We start from the raw sequence: 19,355 nt of genomic DNA, 5'->3' as shown, positions 1-19,355 counted from the left end.
GGCGCCGCGCCGGGTGCGTCGCGATCAGCCCCGGATGGGATCGATCGGCAGCGGCACTTCGCCCGGGCTGAACGGCTGGTTCACGTACGGCTTGTACTTGTCCAGGAAGCGCACGGGCTGCTTCAACGCGTCGCGCCGGAACGGGTCCCCGAGCTCCTGGCTGACCATCATTTCCAGCACGGTGGTCTTGCCTTCGGACTGCGCGCGGCAGGCGGCTTGCAGCGCCGCGCCCACCTGGTCGGCATGCTCCACGCGGATGCCTTCCGCGCCCATGGCCCGCGCCAGCTCGGAGAAGTTCGGGTTCTTCAGGTTGCTGCCGACGAAGCGCCGGCCGTAGAAGTCCACCTGGTTCTTCTTCTCGGCGCCCCATTGGCCGTTGTGGAACACCACCGCCGTCACCGGGATCTGTTCGCGCACGCAGGTCAGCAGCTCCTGGAAGCTCATGCACCAGGCGCCGTCGCCCACGTAGGCCACGGCCGGCCGGTCTGGGCGGCCGAGCTTGGCGCCGATCAGCGCCGGCAAGGCATAGCCGCAGTTGCCGAAGCTCATGGCGGCCAGCATCGAATTCGGCTCGTCGAAGCGCAGGTAGCTGTTGGACACCGAGCAGATGTTGCCGATATCGGTGGAGACCATCACGTGCTTGGGCATGGCGCGTTCAAGTTCGCGCAGCATGCGGCGCGGATGCATGCGGCCGCCGCCCTGCTCGATGATGTCCAGGCTCCAGTCGTCGCGTTCGTGCGACCAGCTGTCGAGCTCGTTTTCCCATTCGGCCTTCTGCGCGGCGATCTGTTCGCCGCGCGCCGCCTTGGTGCGCACGCAGGCCACGTCCCGCCCCTGCAGCCTGGCGGCGAGCGCGGCGGCGGCGGGCTTGGCGTCGCCGCAAATGCCGACCGATATCGGACGCACCAGGCCCAGCATGCGATGGTCCGCATCGACCTGGATGATGCGCGCGCCCTGCGGCCAGTAGTCCAGCCCGTGCTGCGGCAAGGTGCCGAAGGGCCCCAGCCGCGTGCCCAGCGCCAGCACCACGTCGGCCTGCGACAGCAGCTTCATGCCGGCCTTGGCGCCCTGGTAGCCCAACGGACCGCACCACAGCGGATGGCTGGCCGGGAAGGCGTCGTTGTGCAGGTAGCTGGTGACCACCGGCGCGCCCAGCAGTTCGGCCAGCGCCACGCATTCGGCCTGCCCGTCCGAGAACAGGACGCCGCCGCCCGCCACGATCACCGGGAACTTGGCCTGCGCCAGCAGGGCCGCCGCCGCTTCCAGGTCTTCATCCGAGCCGGGGCCGCGGCGGACGCGGCGCGGCTCGGGAATGGCCACGTCGATCTCGCCGTAGAAATAATCCCGCGGAATGTTCAGTTGGGTCGGCCCGCGCTCGGCCAGGGCATTGTCGAACGCCTTGGCGGTGAACTCGGCCATGCGGTCGGAGCGGTTCACGTGCGCCTGGTATTTGGTGATGCGCGAAAAGATCGGCAACTGCTCGGTTTCCTGGAAGCCGCCCAGGCCCATGCCCGAGGTGCCGGTCTCGGGCGTGATCGCCACGACCGGGCTGTGGGCCCAGTAGGCGGCGGCCACGCCGGTCACGAAGTTGGTGATGCCCGGCCCGTTCTGCGCGATGCAGACGCCATGGCGGCCGGTAACGCGCGAATAGCCGTCGGCCATATGCGCGGCGCCCTGCTCGTGCACCGTCGGCACGAAGCGGATGCCCGCCGCGGGGAACAGGTCCAGCGCGTCCATGAAGGCCGAGCCGACGATACCGAATACGTCCTTGACGCCCTGGGCGACCAGCGTTTCGACGAACGCTTCGCTGGGGGTCATGTGTTGCTTGCTGCTCATGGTCTCTCTCCTGGCAGTCCGGCGCATGTCGGATTGCATATTGGCCGGCGTGATCCGATACTGCAGCAGAACGCCCACCGATCCCACCCCATGGCGTTTCATTTTCTGCAAAATCCGTGCGAGGATGGGGATCACGCCGCCGAATCTTCAATTATTGAAAGATGAAAGACGAATCCTCCGCCGCCCTGCGCGCGCTGACCCTGCTGGAACAGGTAGCCCAGGCCGAGCACCCCGTGTCGCTGGCCGCGCTTACCGAGGCCACCGGCCTGCCCAAGCCCTCCGTCCTGCGCATCCTGTCGCGCCTGGTCGACGCCGGCATGCTGCTGCGCGAACCCGCCGGCAAAAGCTACGTCAGCGGCCCCCGGTTGAGCGCGCTGGCCCGCGACACCCTGCTCAATTCGCCGCTGCGCGGCGAACGCCATCGCATCCTGGACAGCCTGGTCGACGAAATCGGCGAAACCTGCAACTGCACCATGCTGGACGGCGACGAAGTCATCTACCTGGACCGCGTCGAGACCGCCTGGCCGCTGCGGGTCAACCTGCAATCCGGCTCGCGCGTTCCCCTGCACTGCTCGGCCAGCGGCAAGCTGTTCCTGGCCCACATGCGCCGGGAAGCGCGCGAACGGCTGCTTTCGGCCGCGCCGCTGCCGCGCTATACGCCCAACACGCTATGCGACGTGGCGGCCCTGGAGCGCGAACTGCGCACCATCAAGAAGGAAGGCGCCAGCTTCGACCGCGAGGAATTCCTGCTCGGCATCGTCTGCATGGCCGTGCCCATCCTGCACGGTTCCCGCGCGATCGCGGCCGTGGCGCTGCACGCGCCGCTGGCCCGGCTTTCCATCGACGGCGCGCGCGCCTGGCTTCCGCGCATGCAGGAGGCCGCCCGCGCACTGGCCGGCACCTACGGCCCGCAGGCCTAGCCTGCGGCGCCAGGCGGTACACTCTCGGACATATCGGACATTTCGTCCCCGCCGGGCCTCCCGCCCGCCGAAAAGCGCCTTTTCCCCCCTATCGTGACCAACAGCCCCTTCACCTCCCTGCCCCTCTTGCCGGCCCTGCTGGACAACCTGCAAAGCCTGGGTTTCGAGCAAATGACGCCCATCCAGGCGCAAAGCCTGCCGCTGATCCTGGACGGCCGCGACCTCATCGCGCAAGCCAAGACCGGCAGCGGCAAGACCGCGGCATTCGGCCTGGGCGTGCTGCAGAAGCTGGACCCCTCCCGCCTGGTGCCGCAGGCACTGGTGCTGTGCCCCACGCGCGAGCTGGCCGACCAGGTCGCCCAGGAACTGCGCCGCCTGGCCCGGCAGATCGCCAACGTCAAGATCCTGACCCTGTGCGGCGGCGCCGCCGCGCGTCCCCAGGCCGAATCGCTGGCCCGCGGCACGCACCTGGTGGTGGGCACGCCCGGCCGCATCCAGGATCACCTGGCGCGCGGCAGCCTGGACCTGTCCAACCTGACCACCCTGGTGCTGGACGAGGCCGACCGGATGGTCGACATGGGCTTCTATGACGATATCGTCGCCATCGCCTCGCATTGCCCGGTCAAGCGCCAGACGCTGCTGTTCTCGGCCACTTATCCCGACAACATCCGCAAGCTGGCCGCGCGTTTCCTGCGCAACCCCGCCGAAGCCAAGGTCGAGGCGCAGCACGATGCCAGCCGCATCGAACAGATCTTCTACGAAATCGACGACCGCGACCGGCTCGACGCCGTGGCCCGCCTGCTGGCGCATTTCCGGCCGGCGTCCACGTTGGCGTTCTGCAATACCAAGGTGCGCAGCCACGACCTGGTCGAACGCCTGCAGGCCGAGGGTATCAGCGCCCAGGCGCTCAACGGCGACCTGGAACAGCGCGAACGCGATGAAATCCTGATCCAGTTCGCCAACCAGAGCTGCGCCGTATTGGTCGCCACCGACGTGGCTGCCCGGGGCCTGGATATCCAGAACCTGGGCGCCGTCATCAATGTGGACGTGACCAAGGACACCGAAGTCCACGTGCACCGCATCGGGCGCAGCGGCCGCGGCGAGCAGAAAGGCCTGGCGCTCAGCCTGTGCTCGCCCGACGAAATGCGCTGGGCCAACCTGATCGAGCAGTACCAGGGCTCGCCGCTGGTCTGGGCCGACATCAAGTCGCTGCGGCCCAAGGCGGACCGCCCGCTGCGCGCGCCGATGATCACCCTGTGCATCCAGGGCGGCAAGAAAGACAAGCTACGTCCCGGCGACCTCCTGGGCGCCCTGACCGGCGACGGCGGCCTGGCGTTCGAGCAGGTCGGCAAGATCAATATCGGCGAATTCGTCTCCTACGTGGCGCTGGACCGCCAGATCGCCAAGCAGGCCTTCTCGCGCCTGTCCAACAGCAACATCAAGGGGCGCCGCTTCCGCATGCGCTTCCTGGAAGAATTCTGAGCGCCTGCCCCGTCGGTAAGCATTTGTTGAAAAGCGTCGCGGCGCCACGACAAATGCTTGATGATTTTGATCGGGTTTTGCAATAATGGCCCGGCCCGTCCCCGGTTCAGGCCCAGCTCTTGCGGGGCCCGCCGGGCGCGGAACCAAAAGGCTCGCAATCCGCTCCAACGGCCGCTGTCCCTTTCAACCATTAGAAGAGAACCCACCATGATCAAGTCCGATGACACCGGCAAACTGATCCTGCGTCTGACCCTCGGCATCCTGATACTGCTGCACGGCCTGTTCAAACTGACCGGCGGCGGCGTCGGCGGCATCAGCGGCATGCTGTCTTCGCATGGCCTGCCCGGCTTCCTGGCCTACGGCGCCTACGTCGGCGAAATCATTGCGCCGGTCCTCATCATCGTCGGCGTCTACACCCGGCTGGGCGGCCTGCTCATCGCCATCAACATGGTCGTTGCCATCTTGCTGGCGCACTCCGGCCAGATCAGCAGCCTGACCAACAATGGCGGCTGGGCGCTGGAACTGCAAGGCATGTTCCTCTTCACCGGCCTGGCCATCGCCTTCATGGGCGCCGGCCGTTTCAGCCTCGCCGGCAACGGCGGCCGCTGGAACTAAAGCCCGCCACACACGGCTAGCATCGGATAGGGGTCGCTCAGGCGGCCCCTATTTTTTTGCCAAGCGCCGAAATATGCGGCGTAAAGGTGTTCTCACCAAGCAAGCGTAGTCAGTGCGCCGGAGAGGCAACTGCTTTGCAGCGCAGCGAATGCCTTGAACAGAAGGCTGTTTTGCGGCTCCTCGCAAAAATAGCCGCGCCGCCGCCGGGCCGTTCCCAAGGCGGCGCAGCCCCCTTGGGGGGCAGCAAGCATGCAAAGCATGCGCAGCGTGGGGGCACACACCTTCCGCCGGGCCGCTCCCAAGGCGGCGCAGCCCCCTCAGGGGGCAGCAAGCACGCAACGCGTGCGCAGCGTGGGGGCTCCCATCTTGATACGAACGAAATCAACGGTCACGCGGACGCAAACATCCGTCACCCGAAAGCTGTTTCGGAACGATTACAGTCCAGAACTCCAAGCACAGGCCTATGGCCTAATCCTTACGAACGCAATCAGGGCGCAAGCTGCGCCTGGCGTTCGGCAGGAGTTGCAAGATGAAGAAGAGTCTGTTGCTGATGCTGGCCATGTCCAGCGCCTTGACCGGATGTGTCGTGGTCCCGGCCCGGCCGGCTTACTACCGCCCGGCTCCCGTCTATTACACGCCGCATTACTACTATCCGGCCTACCCCTCCCCCCATTACTACTATCGTGGCTACTGATCCGCGCGCTTGTTGCGCAAAGGAAAAAACCATGACTCCCTACTCCCGGACCCTCCATTCGCGGCCCCTGGCCGCGGCCGTGCTGTTGGCCATCTGTGCCAGCGCAGCGGCGCAGACCTATGAACCGCCTCCAGCGCCGACGGCCCCGGCCTATGACGGCGGCGATCCGGCGGATGCCAATCTGGCGCTGGTGGACCGGACCCCCGAACCGCCGCCGCCCTTGCCCGTCTATGTCCAGCCGCCCGCCCCCGCGGACGGCTATATCTGGGTACCGGGCTATTGGAGCCGCAACCGCTACGGCTTCTTCTGGGTGCCGGGCGCCTGGGTGCTTGCGCCCTACGCTGGCGCGCTCTGGACCCCGGGCTACTGGGGCTTCGCGAACGGCCTGTACATCTGGAACGCCGGCTACTGGGGCCCTCACGTGGGGTTCTACGGCGGCATCAATTACGGCTTCGGCTACACGGGCCTGGGCTATGTGGGCGGCTACTGGAAGCGCGACCGCTTCTACTACAACCGGTCGGTCACGAACGTGAACATCACGCGCGTCACCAACGTCTACAACCACACCGTGGTGGTCAACAACGTGGATAACCGCCGCATCAGCTACCACGGCGGTCCGTCGGGCATCCAGCGCCGCGCCGACCCCCGCGAGGCTGCCGCGCGCAACGAACGCCATGCTCCGCCCACCCAGGCGCAACGCGGCTATGTCCGGGATGCCGGCAAGGACCGCAGCCAGTTCTACGACCACAACAAGGGCCGTCCGCCGCGGGCCTACGTGGATCATGCCTCCGACAACGACAGGCGGTCCGATGGCCGCCGTCCGGACAACGACGCACGGCAAGGCAACGGACCCGACAATGGCCGCGGCGGCCAGGATCACGGCCAGAGCGGCCGCAGGGACACCCAGCAGGCCCAGCAGGCGCGGGAGCAACAAGCCCAGCAACAGGGCCGCCAGCAACAGGCGCGCGACCAGCAGGCGCAGCAGCAGGCCCGCCAGCAACAGCAACGCGACCAGCAGGCGCAGCAGCAGGCCCGCCAGCAACAGCAGCGCGATCAGCAGGCACAGCAACAGGCCCGCCAGCAACAGCAGCGCGACCAGCAGGCGCAGCAGCAGTCTCGCCAGCAACAGCAGCGCGATCAGCAGGCACAGCAGCAGGCCCGCCAGCAACAGCAGCGCGACCAGCAGGCGCAGCAGCAGGCCCGCCAGCAACAGCAGCGCGATCAGCAGGCACAGCAACAGGCCCGCCAGCAACAGCAGCGCGATCAGCAGGCGCAGCAGCAGGCCCGCCAGCAACAACAGCGCGAGCAGCAGGCGCAGCAGCAGGCCCGCCAGCAACAACAGCGCGAGCAGCAGGCGCAGCAGCAGTCTCGCCAGCAAGGCGGCGGGCGCGATCAGCCGCGCGGGGACGGCAATAATGGCCGGGGCTCGTCGGGACGCGACTAACGGGCGCCCTGGACCCTTGCCGATCGCGGGACTACATTAGGAAGAATGGTCGCCCCGCGGCCCGAGAGACTGAAGGAGATTCCGATGAAGCGCACTGCCACCTGGTTATTGCTATGCGGTCTGCTGGCCGGCACGACCGCCCATGCCGCGCTGAAGGTGGGCGCGCCCGCGCCTGACTTCAGCGCCCAGGCTTCGCTGGGCGGCAATGTCTTCACGTTCAAGCTGAACGAAGCGCTCAAACAGGGCCCGGTCGTCCTGTATTTCTTTCCGGCAGCCTTCACGCAGGGCTGCACGATCGAAGCGCACAACTTCGCCGAAGCCACGGACGAATACAAGTCCCTGGGCGCCACGGTCATCGGCGTATCGACCGACAACATCGACACCCTGAACAAATTCTCGGTCAGCGAGTGCCGCAGCAAGTTCGCGGTGGCCGCCGATGGCGACGGCAAGATCATGACGGCCTACGACGCGGTCCACGACAAGCGTCCGGAGTACGCGCAGCGCGTCTCCTACGTGATCTCGCCGCAAGGCAAGATCCTCTATGAATTCACGGACATGAGCCCCGAGTCCCACGTCGCCAACACCATGCGCGCCCTGCGCGACTGGAAGGCGCGGCAATAGGCAGATGGACAAGCCCTAGTGGAATGGCCAAACCGTCGGGTGGGTGCCCGGCGGGCTGGACGGGCGCGTCCAGCGGGCCGGCGTCTCTGAGAAATGCGCGGCGTGGCGAACCGCGACCAATTCGCCGAAGCCGGACGGCTCGGTTTCCAGGAAGCCATCCATGGCCGGCATGGGACATCCCAGGCCGCCTTCCACGCGCCCCAGGCTGCGCAGCCAGTGCGCGGTCTGCGCCAGCGATACCCGCACATGCCAGCTGCCGCCTTCCGTGGCCTGGCGCGCCAGCGCCGCCTGCGCGCCGAATGCCATCAGGTAGCCGGACGCATGGTCCAGGATCTGCATCGGCATCGGCTTGGGCGCTTCCTGGCCCGCGGCCTGCGCCTCGGCATGGTTGAAACCGGTGGCCGTCTGCACCAGCGAATCGAAGCCGCGGCGGTTGGCCCAGGGCCCCGTATTGCCGTAAGCGGACAGGGATACGTAGACGATGCCCGGACGGATCCGCGCCGCGTCCTGGGGACCGAAACCCAGCGCGGCCAGGTCGCCGGGCCGGTAGCCTTGCACGAACACGTGCGCGCTGCGCAGCAGGTTGCCCAGGGCGATGCGGCCGTCGGCCGTATCCAGGTCGGCCAGCACCGAAAGCTTGCCCCGGCTGGTATCGATGATGTTGTCGATATTGGGCAGTTGCGGGGAATTGACCAGCATCACGTCGGCGCCGTAGGCCGCCAGGGCCCGGCCGCAAACCGGCCCGGCGATGATGCGGGTAAGGTCAAGGACGCGGATGTCCCTGAGCGGCCGGGCGCCATGGCCGTATTTGGGCAAGGGGCGCGGATCGGCTTCGCCGATGCGTTCAATCGTCAGCAAGGGCTGCGCCGCGACCGCCTGGCATTGCGGGTGGCGGTCCCATTCGTCGAAGCTGCGCATGGCGGACACGGCCAGGCCCGCATCGGCGGCCACCTGCTCGAAATCCAGCGCGGTCCAGCGTTCCAGCGCGCGCTCGACCGCCGCGCGCGTTGCGCCGTCGCCGGGCGGACAGCCCAGCAACGCGAGCGCGCCATCGCGATGGTGAGCGAAATTGGCATGGATCCGGACCCAGCTGCCATCGCCGCAACGGTACAGGCCGGTGATGGGATCCCAGGGGTTGGGCGTAACGCCGTTGATCTTGAAGTAGCTGCGGCATTCCTGCGCCGCGTGCAGCATGTCGACGCTTACCTGCTGCCTGGTGCCGCCGCGCAAGTGCCAGATCTCGGCGGCGGCCAGGGCGGCCGCGGCCATGCTGGCCTGCGCCGCCGCGCCGACGGCAAAAGACGAGGGAAGGACCGGGTCCGCGCCTGTCAGCACGATATGGCTCAATGACTCGCCCGGCAGGTCGACCGAGCGCCAGAGCTTCTGCAAGGCATCGAGCGACGTTTTGCCGCCAGGAGCGCGGCCTTTCAGAAAGGACGGGCGCAGGTCCATCAGATTTCCCATAGCGTTCACTTGTCTCTAGTCGTTTACTTGGATTACATGGCGAGGCCCCTGCCGCGTCAATACGTAAGAAACCCCAGCGTGTTTCATGGTTTGACGGCTGCTCGGCCCCGCCGCGCCCGCCTGGACACATCTACTCGTAGTTTTTACATCGTCTTCCAAGCCGCGCGGGCCCTCGCGCCGCCGCCCAGCGGATATCGGCGCAAGATAGAATGCCAGCCTCATCCGAGCGAGCCCGCCGCAGGCCGATCCGCCCCTGGACTTCCATGAACACGCTGCTCCGGCTGCGCAATCTGCGCGAACTCTCGCGCGAACTCGCGGCGCTGGGAAACGGCGCCGCGGGTCTCAGCTGGCCGCGGCCTCCTTGTCCAGGCGCTTGAGAAACACCTGCAATTCCTTCACCACCTGCTGGTCGCCGCGCGCATGCGCGGCTTGCAGGCCGGATTCCCAGGCAGCGCGCGCGCCCGCCTTGTCGCCTTGGCCCAGGCACGCCTTGCCCAGCCACTTCCAGGCGACCGAATAAGCCGGATCGAACACGAGCGCGGCGCGCAGATGTTCTTCGGCCTCTCGAAAACAATCCTGTTCCGCATAGGCCTTGCCCAAGGAAAATCGCAACAGCATGTTGTCCGTTCCTTTGGCCAGCATCGCCTCGAGGCGCTCGATCATCCCTTCCATTGCCGCCCTCCTTCAGGCGCTTGCATGTTCCCTCACCACACATGATAGGACGGACCCGCTGCGGCCCGGGCAATGGCCCCGCAATACGCGCGGGGATAATGGCGAAAGCCGGATGCGATCCGTTTCCTTGCGTTGCAAGACATGCGCGGCGCGGAATTTCCCGGCGATTATCCTGTCACACCTCGATCGGCCTCAAGGAAGGTTTCCATCCCATGCTGCCATCCCGTCTCCGCCGCGCCCTGCCCTTGCTATTGCTTCCGCTGGCCGCCGGCGCCCTGGCCCAGGCGGACATCGACGCCAAAGCGCGCGATGCGGCGCTGGTCAACCGCGTGACCTGGGGCGCCACGCCCGTGGAACTGGCCCGCATGCAACAAGTCGGCGCGGAACGCTACCTGCACGCGCAGCTGCATCCCGCGCCCCCGGGCAAGCTGCCGGTCGCTGTGCAGCAGCGCATCGACGCGCTCTCGATTTCGCGCACATCCGACGAAGCGGCGCGGGCCACGCAGATCGGCATGCGGCAACAGGCGAACAAGCTGCCGCCCGACGAGAAGGTCGAGGCCATGCGCGAAGCGCGGCGGTTCTCGATCCGGCGCGCCGCGGAAGTCAACGACCGCGCCCTGTGGCGCGCGCTCTATTCGGCCAACCAGCTGCAGGACCAGATGGCCTGGTTCTGGATGAACCATTTCAACGTCGACCTGAATAAAGGCGACGTGGGCATCTTCCTGTCGCAGTACGAAGACCGCGCCATCCGTCCGCACGCGCTGGGCAAGTTCCGGGACCTGCTTTCGGCCACGATGCGCGCGCCGGCGATGCTGATCTACCTGGACAACACGCAGAACGCCGCCGGCAAGATCAACGAAAACTACGCGCGTGAACTGATGGAGCTGCACACGCTGGGCGTAGGCGGCGGCTACTCGCAGACGGATGTGCAGGAACTGGCCCGCATCCTGACCGGGCTGGGCATCAGCAACAAGCCCCAACCGCCGAAGGTCAAGCCCGAATGGCGCGACAAGGTCGTCCAGGAGGGGCTGTTCCTCTTCAATCCCGCACGCCACGATTTCGGCGAGAAGCGCTTCCTCGGCCACCGCATCGTCGGGGCCGGCATGTCCGAGGTCGACAAGGCCGCCGAACTGCTGGCGCGCAACCCGGCGACCGCCAGGCACATCAGCGGGAAGCTTGCGGTGTACTTCACGGGCGACGCGCCTGCCGCCGCGCTCGTCGACAAGATGAGCAAGACATTTCTGGCCACCGACGGCGACATCGCCGCCACGCTCAAGACGCTGTTCGATTCACCGGAGTTTTCCGCATCCCTGAAGAAGGGGGTATTCAAGGACCCCGTGCATTACGTCTATTCCTCGTTGCGGCTGGCCTATGGCGGCATGCCGCCCATCCTGAATCCGAAGATGGGCGTCGGCATGCTGAGGCAGCTCGGCCAGCCCCTGAACCAGCGCCTCACGCCGGACGGCTATCCCATGAGCCAGTCCGACTGGGCGGGATCGGGCCAGATGACGACGCGCTTCGAGGTCGCCAGCGTCATCGCTGCTTCGCCCCAGCTCTTCTACAAGGAGGGCGCCGGCCCCCCCCCCGGCCGAGCTGCCACGCGTTCCTCACCTGCTGAAGGCGAATGCCGGCAACGGCCTGTTCGAGGGGCTCTCGCCCGCCACGCGCGGGGCCATCGCGCAAGCCAAATCCGCCAAGAACGCCAACACTTACCTGCTGGCCTCGCCGGAATTCATGCGCCGTTGAAGCCCGCGCGAGCGTTCTTTCCATCAACCGGACCCAGGAGAACATCATGGATCGCCGCCGCCTGCTGCAATTGATGGCTGCCGCCCCGCTGGCGTTGGGAGGCGCCCGCCTCTACGCCGCGCCCGCCGCCTCCGGCAACCGCCTGCTGGTCGTTTTCATGCGCGGCGCCTATGACGCGGCCAGCCTGCTCGTGCCGACGGCCAGCGACTTCTATTACGAGTCCCGGCCCAACATCGCCATCGCCCGCCCTGGCGGCGGACCGGGCGCCGCCCTGCCCCTGGCCGACGGCTGGGCGCTGCACCCCGCGCTGGCCGAAAGCCTGCTGCCCTTCTACGAGCGGCGCCAGCTTGCTTTTGTGCCCTTCGCCGGCACCGAGGACACCAGCCGCAGCCATTTCGAAACCCAGAACGGCATTGAGCTGGGCCGGGGGGCCGCCGCGAACGGCAACTACCGCTCGGGCTTTCTCAACCGCCTCGCGACGGACCTGGGCGCCAAGCATGCGAAAGCGGCCGCCTTCACTTCGGAAGTGCCCCAGATATTCCGGGGCGACACGCGCGTGCCCAACATCGATCTGATCGGCGCCGGCCGCAAGTCGCGCCTGAGCGCCGACGACAATCGCGCCATCGAGTCCATGTACCAGAACACGGACCTGCACGCCTCGGTCGCCGAAGGACAGCGCATCATGGGCGCGGCGCGCGAAGAAATCGAGGCCGAGATGCTGGCGGCCAGCGGCAATGCCGTGTCCGCCGACAAGCTCGAGCAGGAGGTGCGCCGCATCGCGCGCTTCATGGTGGACGGCTACAACCTGGGCTTCGTCGACGTCGGGGGTTGGGACACGCACGTCGGCCAGGGCGCCGCCAGCGGCGTGCTGTCGAATCGGCTGGGCCAGCTCGGCCGCGCGCTGGCGGCCTACGCCGAGGCCATGGGGCCTGCCTGGCGGCAGACCACCGTGGTCGTCATCAGCGAGTTCGGCCGCACCTTCCGCGAAAACGGCAACAAGGGCACGGACCACGGCCATGGCACGGTGTACTGGGTCATGGGCGGCAATGTGCAGGGCGGCCGCATTGCGGGCCGCCAGGTGGCGGTCAAGCGCGACACGCTGTTCCAGGACCGCGACTATCCCGTGCTCAACGAATATCGCGCGGTGTTCGCCGGCTTGTTCTCGCGGTTGTACGGGCTGGACAAAGCACGGCTGGCCCGCGTGTTTCCGGGGGTGTCGCCGGTGGATTTGAAACTGGTGTAGCGGGCAGGCAGGCACAGAAAAATCAGGGTATACCCTTAATCGGAACAGGGCCTTTACGGCGCGCCGCCGCCGCGCTGCCCTAGAATTCCGCCCTTGCCCTTTACCTGCCGCCGCGGTTTTCCCTGCCGCTCGGTTCTCCGTTGCCTTCCATGCCCCTGCACCTTATCGCGCTGGCCGCCGCCGCTTTCGGCATCGGCACCAGCGAGTTCGTCATCATGGGCCTGCTGCCCAACGTCGCCGAAGATCTGCACGTCGGGATCGACATCGCGGGCCTGCTGATCACCGGCTACGCCATGGGCGTCGTCATCGGCGCCCCCATCATGGCCATCGTCACCGCGAAGCTGCCGCGCAAGGCCGCGCTGATCGGCCTAGCCAGCACCTTCGTCCTGGGCAATCTGCTCTGCGCGCTGGCGCCCAGCTACGGGCTGCTCATGGCAGCCCGGGTATTCACCGCGTTCTGCCATGGCGCCTTCTTCGGCCTGGGCGCGGTGGTGGCCGCGGACCTGGTACCGCGCAACCAGCGCGCAAGCGCCATCGCGCTGATGTTCACCGGGCTCACGCTCGCCAACGTGCTGGGCGTGCCGCTGGGCACCGCGCTGGGCCAGGTGGCGGGCTGGCGTTCCACGTTCTGGGTGGTCAGCGGGATCGGGCTGGTGGCCGTCGCCGCCTTGGCGGCCTGGCTGCCTTCCCGCATCCCGATGCAGCCCGGCAACATCCTGCGCGAGTTCAAGGTGCTGCGCGACGTGCGCGTGGTGTGGCCCCTGGCCGCCAGCGTGCTCGCGTCCGCCGCGCTGTTCTGCGTCCTGACCTATATCGCGCCCCTTCTGCGTGAAGTGACGGGCGTGTCCGAGCGCGGCGTCACCGGCGTGCTGCTGCTCTTCGGCGTGGCGCTGACCGTCGGCAGCACCCTGGGCGGCAAGCTGGGCGACCGCAATCTCGAGGTATCGCTACGCCGCATCTTCATCGGCCTGCTGCTGGTCTTCCTGGCGCTGAGCCAGGCCATCCACTCGCTGGTGCCGATGCTGCTCACGGTTTTCGTCTGGGGGGTGCTGGGCTTTGCCGTGGTGCCGCTGCTGCAGACGTTCATCGTGGACCAGGCGGCCGAGGCGCCCAACCTCGCCTCCACGCTGAACCAGGGCGCGTTCAACCTGGGCAACGCGGGCGGCGCGTGGCTGGGCAGCCTGGCGCTGGGCAATGGCCTGCCGCTGACGGACCTGCCGTGGATGTCGGCGGCCATCACTCTCGCCGTCCTGCTGCTGACGCTGTGGGGAACGCGCTACTACGGCCGCCATGCCGGGGCTACACTCCCCGAACAAGCCGGCGCGCTGACGCCCTCGCGTTCCGAAGCCTGACCGGCGGGAGCCCTGCATGAGCACGATCTACGATTTCTCCGCCCGTGGCATCGACGGCGCGGAACAGTCCCTGGACACCTACCGCGGCCGTGTGCTGCTGGTGGTGAACGTGGCCTCCAAATGCGGTTTCACGCCGCAGTATGCGGGCCTTGAAACGCTATACCGCTCGTACCGCGACGACGGGCTGGCCGTGCTCGGCTTTCCCTGCGACCAGTTCGGCCACCAGGAGCCCGGCGACGAGGCCGAGATCCGGAATTTCTGCAGCACGCAGTACGACGTCACCTTCCCGCTGTACGCGAAGATCGACGTCAACGGCAACGACGCCCATCCGCTGTATCGCTGGCTCAAGGGCGAAAAGCCCGGCGTGTTCGGCACCGAGGGCATCAAGTGGAACTTCACCAAGTTCCTGGTCGGCCGCGACGGCCGGGTCATCAAGCGCTACGCGCCCACCGACACCCCCGCGAGCCTCAAGGACGACGTCGAAGCGGCGCTATCCGCGCCGGTCTGAATCCGCTAGCGCAGCGGCGGCAGGCGCCGTCGCACGGTGTGCGCCTTGACGATCGCGGTGTTCGTTTCGGCGAATTCGGTCACGCGCTCCAGGATGCCGTCCAGATGCGAGATCGAACGCAGCACCACCCGGGCGATGAAGCAGTCATCGCCCGTCACCTTGTCGCATTCCACGAACTCCGGAATCTCCTGGATCAGCCCTTCCACGTGGCGCAGTTGGCCCGGCAAGGGCCGGATGCGCACGATGGCCTCCAGCGTGTATCCCAGCGCCACCGGATCCACGTCCAGGGTGTAGGCCCGGATCACCCCCGACTCCTCCAACCGCCGCAGGCGGTCCGCCACGCTGGGCGCGGACATCCCCACCTGGCGCGCGAGGTCGGCGGTGGTGGTGCGCGCATTGGCGGAAAGCGTCTCCACCAGGCGGCGGTCGATGCCATCCAATACGGGGCTTTCAATCTTTAGGTCGTTTTGCATAAATTCCACCTAAACAAAGGTTTCATGATCGATTGACCGCATCAATATCATATAACCAGCTTTATCTGCCTGGGATAATTTCTCCATCGCGCATCGAGGCCACGACGCCTCCTGGAGAACCCTCATGAACCCCTCATCAGAACGCACCGGCCTGGTGCAAATGGCGGCCGCAATGACCCTGTCGGGCACGCTGGGCGTCTTCGTGCTGGAATCCGGCCAAAGCGCCTGGAACGTCGTCTTCTTCCGCTGCGTCTTCGGCGCCGCCTCTCTGTTCGTGTACTGCTGGATGCGCGGACTGCTCAAGCCCGGCCTGTTCACCGCCAGGACACTGGGATTGGCGCTCGTCGCCGGCGCCGCGCTGGTGCTGAATTGGGTGCTGCTGTTTTCCGCCTACCGGCTGGCCTCCATCTCGCTGGCCACCGCGGTCTACAACGTTCAGCCGTTCTTCCTCATCGGCCTGGGCGTACTGTTCCTGGGCGAACGCCCGACGCGGGGCAAGCTGGCCTGGTCGGTCATCGCCTTCGCCGGATTGATGCTGGTGCTGCGCCTGACCGATACGGCCGGCGCGGGCGGCAGCGCCTACCTGTCCGGGCTGATGCTGGGCCTGGGCGCGGCGGCGCTCTATGGCGTGACCGCCGTCATCGTCAAGCGGCTGAAGGCTATCCCGCCCCAGGTGCTGGCGCTGGTGCAGGTCACGCTGGGCGCCGTCATGCTCCTGCCCATGGCGGACTTCGGCGCCCTGCCCGCGGCGCCCCTGCAATGGGGTTATCTGGCCGCCCTCGGCCTGATCCACACCTGCCTGATGTACATCCTGATGTACTCGGCCATCCAGAAGCTTCCCACGACCTCCACCGCCGCGCTCAGCTTCATCTATCCCGCCGTTGCCATCATGCTGGACTTCGTGGTCTACGGGCATCGCATGGACGCCGCGCAGGTCACCGGCGTAGCCATGATTTTCCTGGCGGCCGCGGGCGTCAGCCTGAACTGGACCTGGCGGCTGCCGGGCCGCGCACGCCCTGGCGCGGCCTGACGCCGCAGGCCCGGCCGGGGGCAAACCCGTACCCATCCCCCGGTTATTCGGGCCTGCGCCGGCGATGCCCCGCTATCATGGCCGTTCCAAACGCCGGCCGCCGCCGGCGCCATGACCAGGACATCCCCATGATCGATCTCTATTACTGGACCACCCCCAACGGCCACAAGATCACGCTGTTCCTCGAAGAAACCGGCCTGCCCTACAAGATCCACCCGGTGAACATCAGCCGCGGCGACCAATTCAAGCCCGAGTTCCTTGCCATTGCGCCGAACAACCGCATCCCCGCCATCGTGGACCAGGCGCCCGCCGGCGGCGGCGCGCCGATCCCCCTGTTCGAGTCGGGCGCCATCCTGCTCTATCTCGCCGAAAAAACCGGCCGCTTCCTGCCCACGGACCTGCGCGGCCGCGCGGAAGTCTCGCAATGGCTCTTCTGGCAGATGGGCGGCCTGGGCCCCATGGCCGGCCAGAACCACCATTTCTCGGGCTACGCCCCCGAGCGCCTGCCCTACGCCATCGAACGCTATGTCAAGGAAACCAACCGCCTGTACGGTGTGCTGGACAAGCGCCTGGCGGACCGCGAGTTCGTGGCCGGCGACTATTCGATCGCCGACATGGCGGCCTATCCCTGGATCGTGCCGCACGCCAAGCAGGGCCAGGACCTGAACGACTTCCCGCACTTGAAACGCTGGTTCGACGCGATCGCCGCCCGGCCCGCCACCCGCCGCGCCTACGCGCTGGCCGACACCATCAACACGGCCCCGTCCGTCAGCGATGAAGCGTCGCGCCGCATCCTGTTCGGCCAGACCGCGCAGAACACCGCCCGCTGAAAAGGAGCCGCCATGCCCGACCCGCAACTGGTGTTCCGCCGCGCGCGCCTGGGAGACCTGCCCGGCATCGTCGCGCTGCTGGCCGACGATGAACTGGGTGCAACGCGTGAAAACCCCTCCCTTCCCCTCGACCCGCGCTATACCGCCGGCTTTGCCGCTATCGCGCAGGATTCCAACCAGTTCCTGGCGGTGGTCGAACAGGGTTCGCGCCTGGTGGGCTGTTTGCAGTTATCGTTCATACCCGGCCTGTCGCGGCTGGGCCAGTGGCGCGGACAGATCGAGAGCGTGCGCATCGCCTCGTCGTCGCGCGGCGCCGGCCTGGGGCGCGCCATGTTCGAATGGGCGATCGAGCAGTGCCGCATCCAGGGTTGCGGGCTGGTGCAGCTGACCACCGATCGCGCCCGCCCCGACGCCCGCAGGTTCTATGAAAGCCTGGGCTTCAAGGCCAGCCACGACGGCATGAAGCTCAGCCTGTAGCCCTTTTACCGATTTGGATTTTGCAAGGAGCGCCCATGCATGGCGAATATAAAGTCCCCGGCGGCAAACTGGTCGTCGCGGATCTGGAAGTGCGTGACGGCCGCCTGGCCGATGTGCGCATCAGCGGCGACTTCTTTCTCGAGCCACCGGAAGCGCTCGAAGCCATCAACCGCGGCGTGAACGGCATGCCTGCCGATTCCGGCGAGCTCGAACTGGCGGTGGCCGTGCAATCCGCCCTGCCCGCCGACGCCGAGATGTTCGGCTTCACGGCGGAGTCCGTCGCCGTGGTGCTGCGGAGAGCGCTGGCATGACGCGCACCGACTGGAATGACTACAACTGGGAACTGATCCACGAGGGCCCGCAAGCGCCCTCGCTGCACATGGCGCTGGATGCCGTCATCACAGACGAAGTCGGCGCCGGCCAGCGTCCCCCGACCCTGCGCATCTGGGAATGGTCCGCGCCTGCCGTGGTGATCGGCCGCTTCCAATCGCTGAAGAACGAAGTCGATCCCGAAGGCGCGCGCCGCCACGGCATCGAGGTCGTGCGCCGCGTCAGCGGCGGCGGCGCCATGTTCATCGAACCCGGCAATTCCATCACCTATTCGCTCAGCGTCCCGCAGGCGCTGGTGCACGGCATGAGCTTCCAGGAATCCTATGCCTTCCTCGATGCCTGGGTCCTGACCGCGCTGCAGGGGCTGGGGATCAAGGCCTGGTACCAGCCGCTGAACGACATCGCCTCGGACATCGGCAAGATCGGCGGCGCGGCCCAGGCCCGCCGCTCGGGCGCGGTGCTGCACCACGTAACGATGTCTTATGACATCGACGCCGATAAAATGGTGGAAGTGCTGCGCATCGGCCGCGAGAAACTGTCGGACAAGGGCACCACCAGCGCGAAGAAGCGTGTCGACCCGCTGCGCACGCAAACGGGGCTGGCGCGCGAAGTCATCATCGACCGCATGGTGGAAACTTTTGCCGGGCTGCATCGTCTCACTCCCGGGCAGGTAGGCAGCAGCACGCTGGCGCTCGCGCAAGCGCAGGCCGTCGAAAAGTTCTCCACGCCGGAATGGACGGGCGTCGTCCCTTGACCGGCCATGCCCTGATTTTCTGGAGGTAGTTCAATGCGTCGCAGTTTCACGCCGCAAGGCGCGATTGGCGGTCTTATCCTGGGCGCAGCCGTCTTGGCGCTGGCCGGCTGCGGCAGCACGCCGCCGGCGGATATCACCCTCGCCTCGCAACCGGCGCCCGCGAACGCCACGCCCGAGCAGGTCGGCGATCTTTCCACCGAACGCATCAAATGGGCGTCGAACAAGCCCGGTTGCGAAGGCGACTGCCCCCGCATCGAGATCGACAGCGTGGCGTTTCCGGGCATCCCCAAGCTGACGGCCCTGGTGGATCACGTGCTGGCCTACATGACCGGCACCGACGCCAACCGCCGCGGCCCCTATGACACGCTGTCCGAATATACGCAGTACTTCTGGTCCACCGCCCGCCCGCGCGATGCCACGTACTTCAAGGCAAACGTAAAGGACACGGTGGGCGATGTCGTTTCGATAGAACTGCATACCGAGCAGTTCCTGACCGGAGCCGCGCACGGCATCCCCGCCACCCAATACCTGAACTGGGAGCGCAGCCGTGGCCGCGTGATGAGCCTGGACGAAGCCCTGATTCCGGGCCGGCGCCCGCAGTACGTCGCCGCGCTGCAACGCGCGCACGCCAAATGGCTGGAGCAGAACCCCGATGCGCGCCGCGATCCGGCGGCCTACGGCAAGATGTGGCCGTTCCAGGAAAGCGACAATTTCGCGCTCACGCGCGACGGCATCGTGGTTAAGTACGACGCCTATTCGATCGCGCCGTACTCGCATGGCGAACCCGAACTGAGTATTTCCTACGCGGATCTGCGCGGAATACTCAAGCCGGAATTGCTGCCCCAGCCTTGAGGGTCCCCGGCA

The 19,355-nt window shown here is 67.0% G+C and carries 20 protein-coding genes; 16 read left to right on the top strand and 4 right to left on the bottom strand.

Going from position 1 to position 19,355, the window contains the following annotated elements:
* Nucleotides 1-24: 24 nt before the first annotated feature.
* Nucleotides 25-1,836 (bottom strand): sulfoacetaldehyde acetyltransferase, encoded by a 1,812-nt coding sequence (xsc, locus tag AGI3411_RS25250; RefSeq protein WP_129530067.1) that lies wholly within the window; start codon nt 1,834-1,836, stop codon nt 25-27.
* Between the two features lie 161 nt (nt 1,837-1,997).
* Here xsc and AGI3411_RS25245 point away from each other — a divergent pair, with 161 nt between their 5' ends.
* The 6 genes from AGI3411_RS25245 to AGI3411_RS25225 all read left to right on the top strand — a co-directional run bounded on the left by AGI3411_RS25245 (nt 1,998) and on the right by AGI3411_RS25225 (nt 7,612).
* Nucleotides 1,998-2,756, top strand: coding sequence for an IclR family transcriptional regulator (locus AGI3411_RS25245; RefSeq protein WP_129530066.1), 759 nt, complete (start codon nt 1,998-2,000; stop codon nt 2,754-2,756).
* A 93-nt stretch (nt 2,757-2,849) separates the two neighbouring features.
* Nucleotides 2,850-4,238: an ATP-dependent RNA helicase DbpA gene (gene dbpA / locus AGI3411_RS25240; RefSeq protein WP_129530065.1), complete on the top strand. Its 1,389-nt coding sequence runs from the start codon at nt 2,850-2,852 to the stop codon at nt 4,236-4,238.
* A gap of 207 nt (nt 4,239-4,445) precedes the next feature.
* The gene (locus tag AGI3411_RS25235) at nt 4,446-4,853 is read left to right on the top strand and encodes a DoxX family protein (protein WP_129530064.1); all 408 of its coding nucleotides are present in this window, start codon (nt 4,446-4,448) and stop codon (nt 4,851-4,853) included.
* Nucleotides 4,854-5,382: 529 nt separating this feature from the next.
* Nucleotides 5,383-5,547, top strand: a complete 165-nt coding sequence (locus AGI3411_RS30200) for a hypothetical protein (protein ID WP_165359267.1) — start codon at nt 5,383-5,385, stop codon at nt 5,545-5,547.
* Between the two features lie 31 nt (nt 5,548-5,578).
* Nucleotides 5,579-6,991, top strand: coding sequence for a BcpO-related WXXGXW repeat protein (locus AGI3411_RS25230; protein WP_129530063.1), 1,413 nt, complete (start codon nt 5,579-5,581; stop codon nt 6,989-6,991).
* A gap of 84 nt (nt 6,992-7,075) precedes the next feature.
* Complete coding sequence (locus AGI3411_RS25225; protein ID WP_129530062.1) at nt 7,076-7,612, top strand: peroxiredoxin; 537 nt, start codon at nt 7,076-7,078, stop codon at nt 7,610-7,612.
* A gap of 15 nt (nt 7,613-7,627) precedes the next feature.
* Here AGI3411_RS25225 and AGI3411_RS25220 read toward each other — a convergent pair whose 3' ends face one another.
* Nucleotides 7,628-9,076 (bottom strand): CoA transferase, encoded by a 1,449-nt coding sequence (locus AGI3411_RS25220; RefSeq protein WP_129530061.1) that lies wholly within the window; start codon nt 9,074-9,076, stop codon nt 7,628-7,630.
* A gap of 342 nt (nt 9,077-9,418) precedes the next feature.
* Nucleotides 9,419-9,748, bottom strand: coding sequence for a hypothetical protein (locus AGI3411_RS25215; RefSeq protein WP_129530060.1), 330 nt, complete (start codon nt 9,746-9,748; stop codon nt 9,419-9,421).
* Between the two features lie 212 nt (nt 9,749-9,960).
* Here AGI3411_RS25215 and AGI3411_RS25210 point away from each other — a divergent pair, with 212 nt between their 5' ends.
* The 4 genes from AGI3411_RS25210 to AGI3411_RS25195 all read left to right on the top strand — a co-directional run bounded on the left by AGI3411_RS25210 (nt 9,961) and on the right by AGI3411_RS25195 (nt 14,597).
* Nucleotides 9,961-11,568 carry a DUF1800 domain-containing protein gene (locus AGI3411_RS25210; protein ID WP_244240450.1) on the top strand — a complete coding sequence of 536 codons (1,608 nt, stop codon included), beginning with the start codon at nt 9,961-9,963 and terminating at the stop codon, nt 11,566-11,568.
* Nucleotides 11,541-12,737, top strand: coding sequence for a DUF1501 domain-containing protein (locus AGI3411_RS25205; protein WP_129530059.1), 1,197 nt, complete (start codon nt 11,541-11,543; stop codon nt 12,735-12,737). Before AGI3411_RS25210 ends, AGI3411_RS25205 begins: the two co-directional genes overlap by 28 nt.
* A 149-nt stretch (nt 12,738-12,886) precedes the next feature.
* Nucleotides 12,887-14,089 carry an MFS transporter gene (locus AGI3411_RS25200; RefSeq protein WP_129530058.1) on the top strand — a complete coding sequence of 401 codons (1,203 nt, stop codon included), beginning with the start codon at nt 12,887-12,889 and terminating at the stop codon, nt 14,087-14,089.
* 16 nt (nt 14,090-14,105) lie between these two features.
* Nucleotides 14,106-14,597: a glutathione peroxidase gene (locus tag AGI3411_RS25195; RefSeq protein ID WP_129530057.1), complete on the top strand. Its 492-nt coding sequence runs from the start codon at nt 14,106-14,108 to the stop codon at nt 14,595-14,597.
* Between the two features lie 5 nt (nt 14,598-14,602).
* On the opposite strand, the gene AGI3411_RS25190 is transcribed toward AGI3411_RS25195, so the two are convergent.
* Nucleotides 14,603-15,070, bottom strand: coding sequence for an Lrp/AsnC family transcriptional regulator (locus AGI3411_RS25190; RefSeq protein ID WP_129530056.1), 468 nt, complete (start codon nt 15,068-15,070; stop codon nt 14,603-14,605).
* A gap of 124 nt (nt 15,071-15,194) precedes the next feature.
* On the opposite strand from AGI3411_RS25190, the gene AGI3411_RS25185 reads away from it, so the two are divergent.
* The 6 genes from AGI3411_RS25185 to AGI3411_RS25160 all read left to right on the top strand — a co-directional run bounded on the left by AGI3411_RS25185 (nt 15,195) and on the right by AGI3411_RS25160 (nt 19,343).
* Nucleotides 15,195-16,100 carry a DMT family transporter gene (locus AGI3411_RS25185; RefSeq protein WP_129530055.1) on the top strand — a complete coding sequence of 302 codons (906 nt, stop codon included), beginning with the start codon at nt 15,195-15,197 and terminating at the stop codon, nt 16,098-16,100.
* A gap of 128 nt (nt 16,101-16,228) precedes the next feature.
* Nucleotides 16,229-16,930 (top strand): glutathione binding-like protein, encoded by a 702-nt coding sequence (locus tag AGI3411_RS25180; RefSeq protein ID WP_129530054.1) that lies wholly within the window; start codon nt 16,229-16,231, stop codon nt 16,928-16,930.
* A gap of 12 nt (nt 16,931-16,942) precedes the next feature.
* Nucleotides 16,943-17,407 carry a GNAT family N-acetyltransferase gene (locus AGI3411_RS25175; RefSeq protein WP_129530053.1) on the top strand — a complete coding sequence of 155 codons (465 nt, stop codon included), beginning with the start codon at nt 16,943-16,945 and terminating at the stop codon, nt 17,405-17,407.
* A gap of 35 nt (nt 17,408-17,442) precedes the next feature.
* Complete coding sequence (gene lplB, locus AGI3411_RS30290; protein WP_129530052.1) at nt 17,443-17,718, top strand: lipoate-protein ligase small subunit; 276 nt, start codon at nt 17,443-17,445, stop codon at nt 17,716-17,718.
* Nucleotides 17,715-18,491, top strand: a complete 777-nt coding sequence (locus AGI3411_RS25165; protein WP_129530051.1) for a lipoate--protein ligase family protein — start codon at nt 17,715-17,717, stop codon at nt 18,489-18,491. The genes lplB and AGI3411_RS25165 overlap by 4 nt, the downstream gene beginning before the upstream one ends.
* A 33-nt stretch (nt 18,492-18,524) precedes the next feature.
* Complete coding sequence (locus AGI3411_RS25160) at nt 18,525-19,343, top strand: RsiV family protein (protein WP_129530050.1); 819 nt, start codon at nt 18,525-18,527, stop codon at nt 19,341-19,343.
* Nucleotides 19,344-19,355: the final 12 nt, after the last annotated feature.

Origin of the sequence: Achromobacter agilis, from assembly GCF_900496965.1 — a bacterium.
Lineage (GTDB): Bacteria > Pseudomonadota > Gammaproteobacteria > Burkholderiales > Burkholderiaceae_B > Achromobacter > Achromobacter agilis.
The sequence above is the reverse complement of the archived record's forward strand: the minus strand, read 5'-3'. Positions and strand labels throughout refer to the sequence as shown.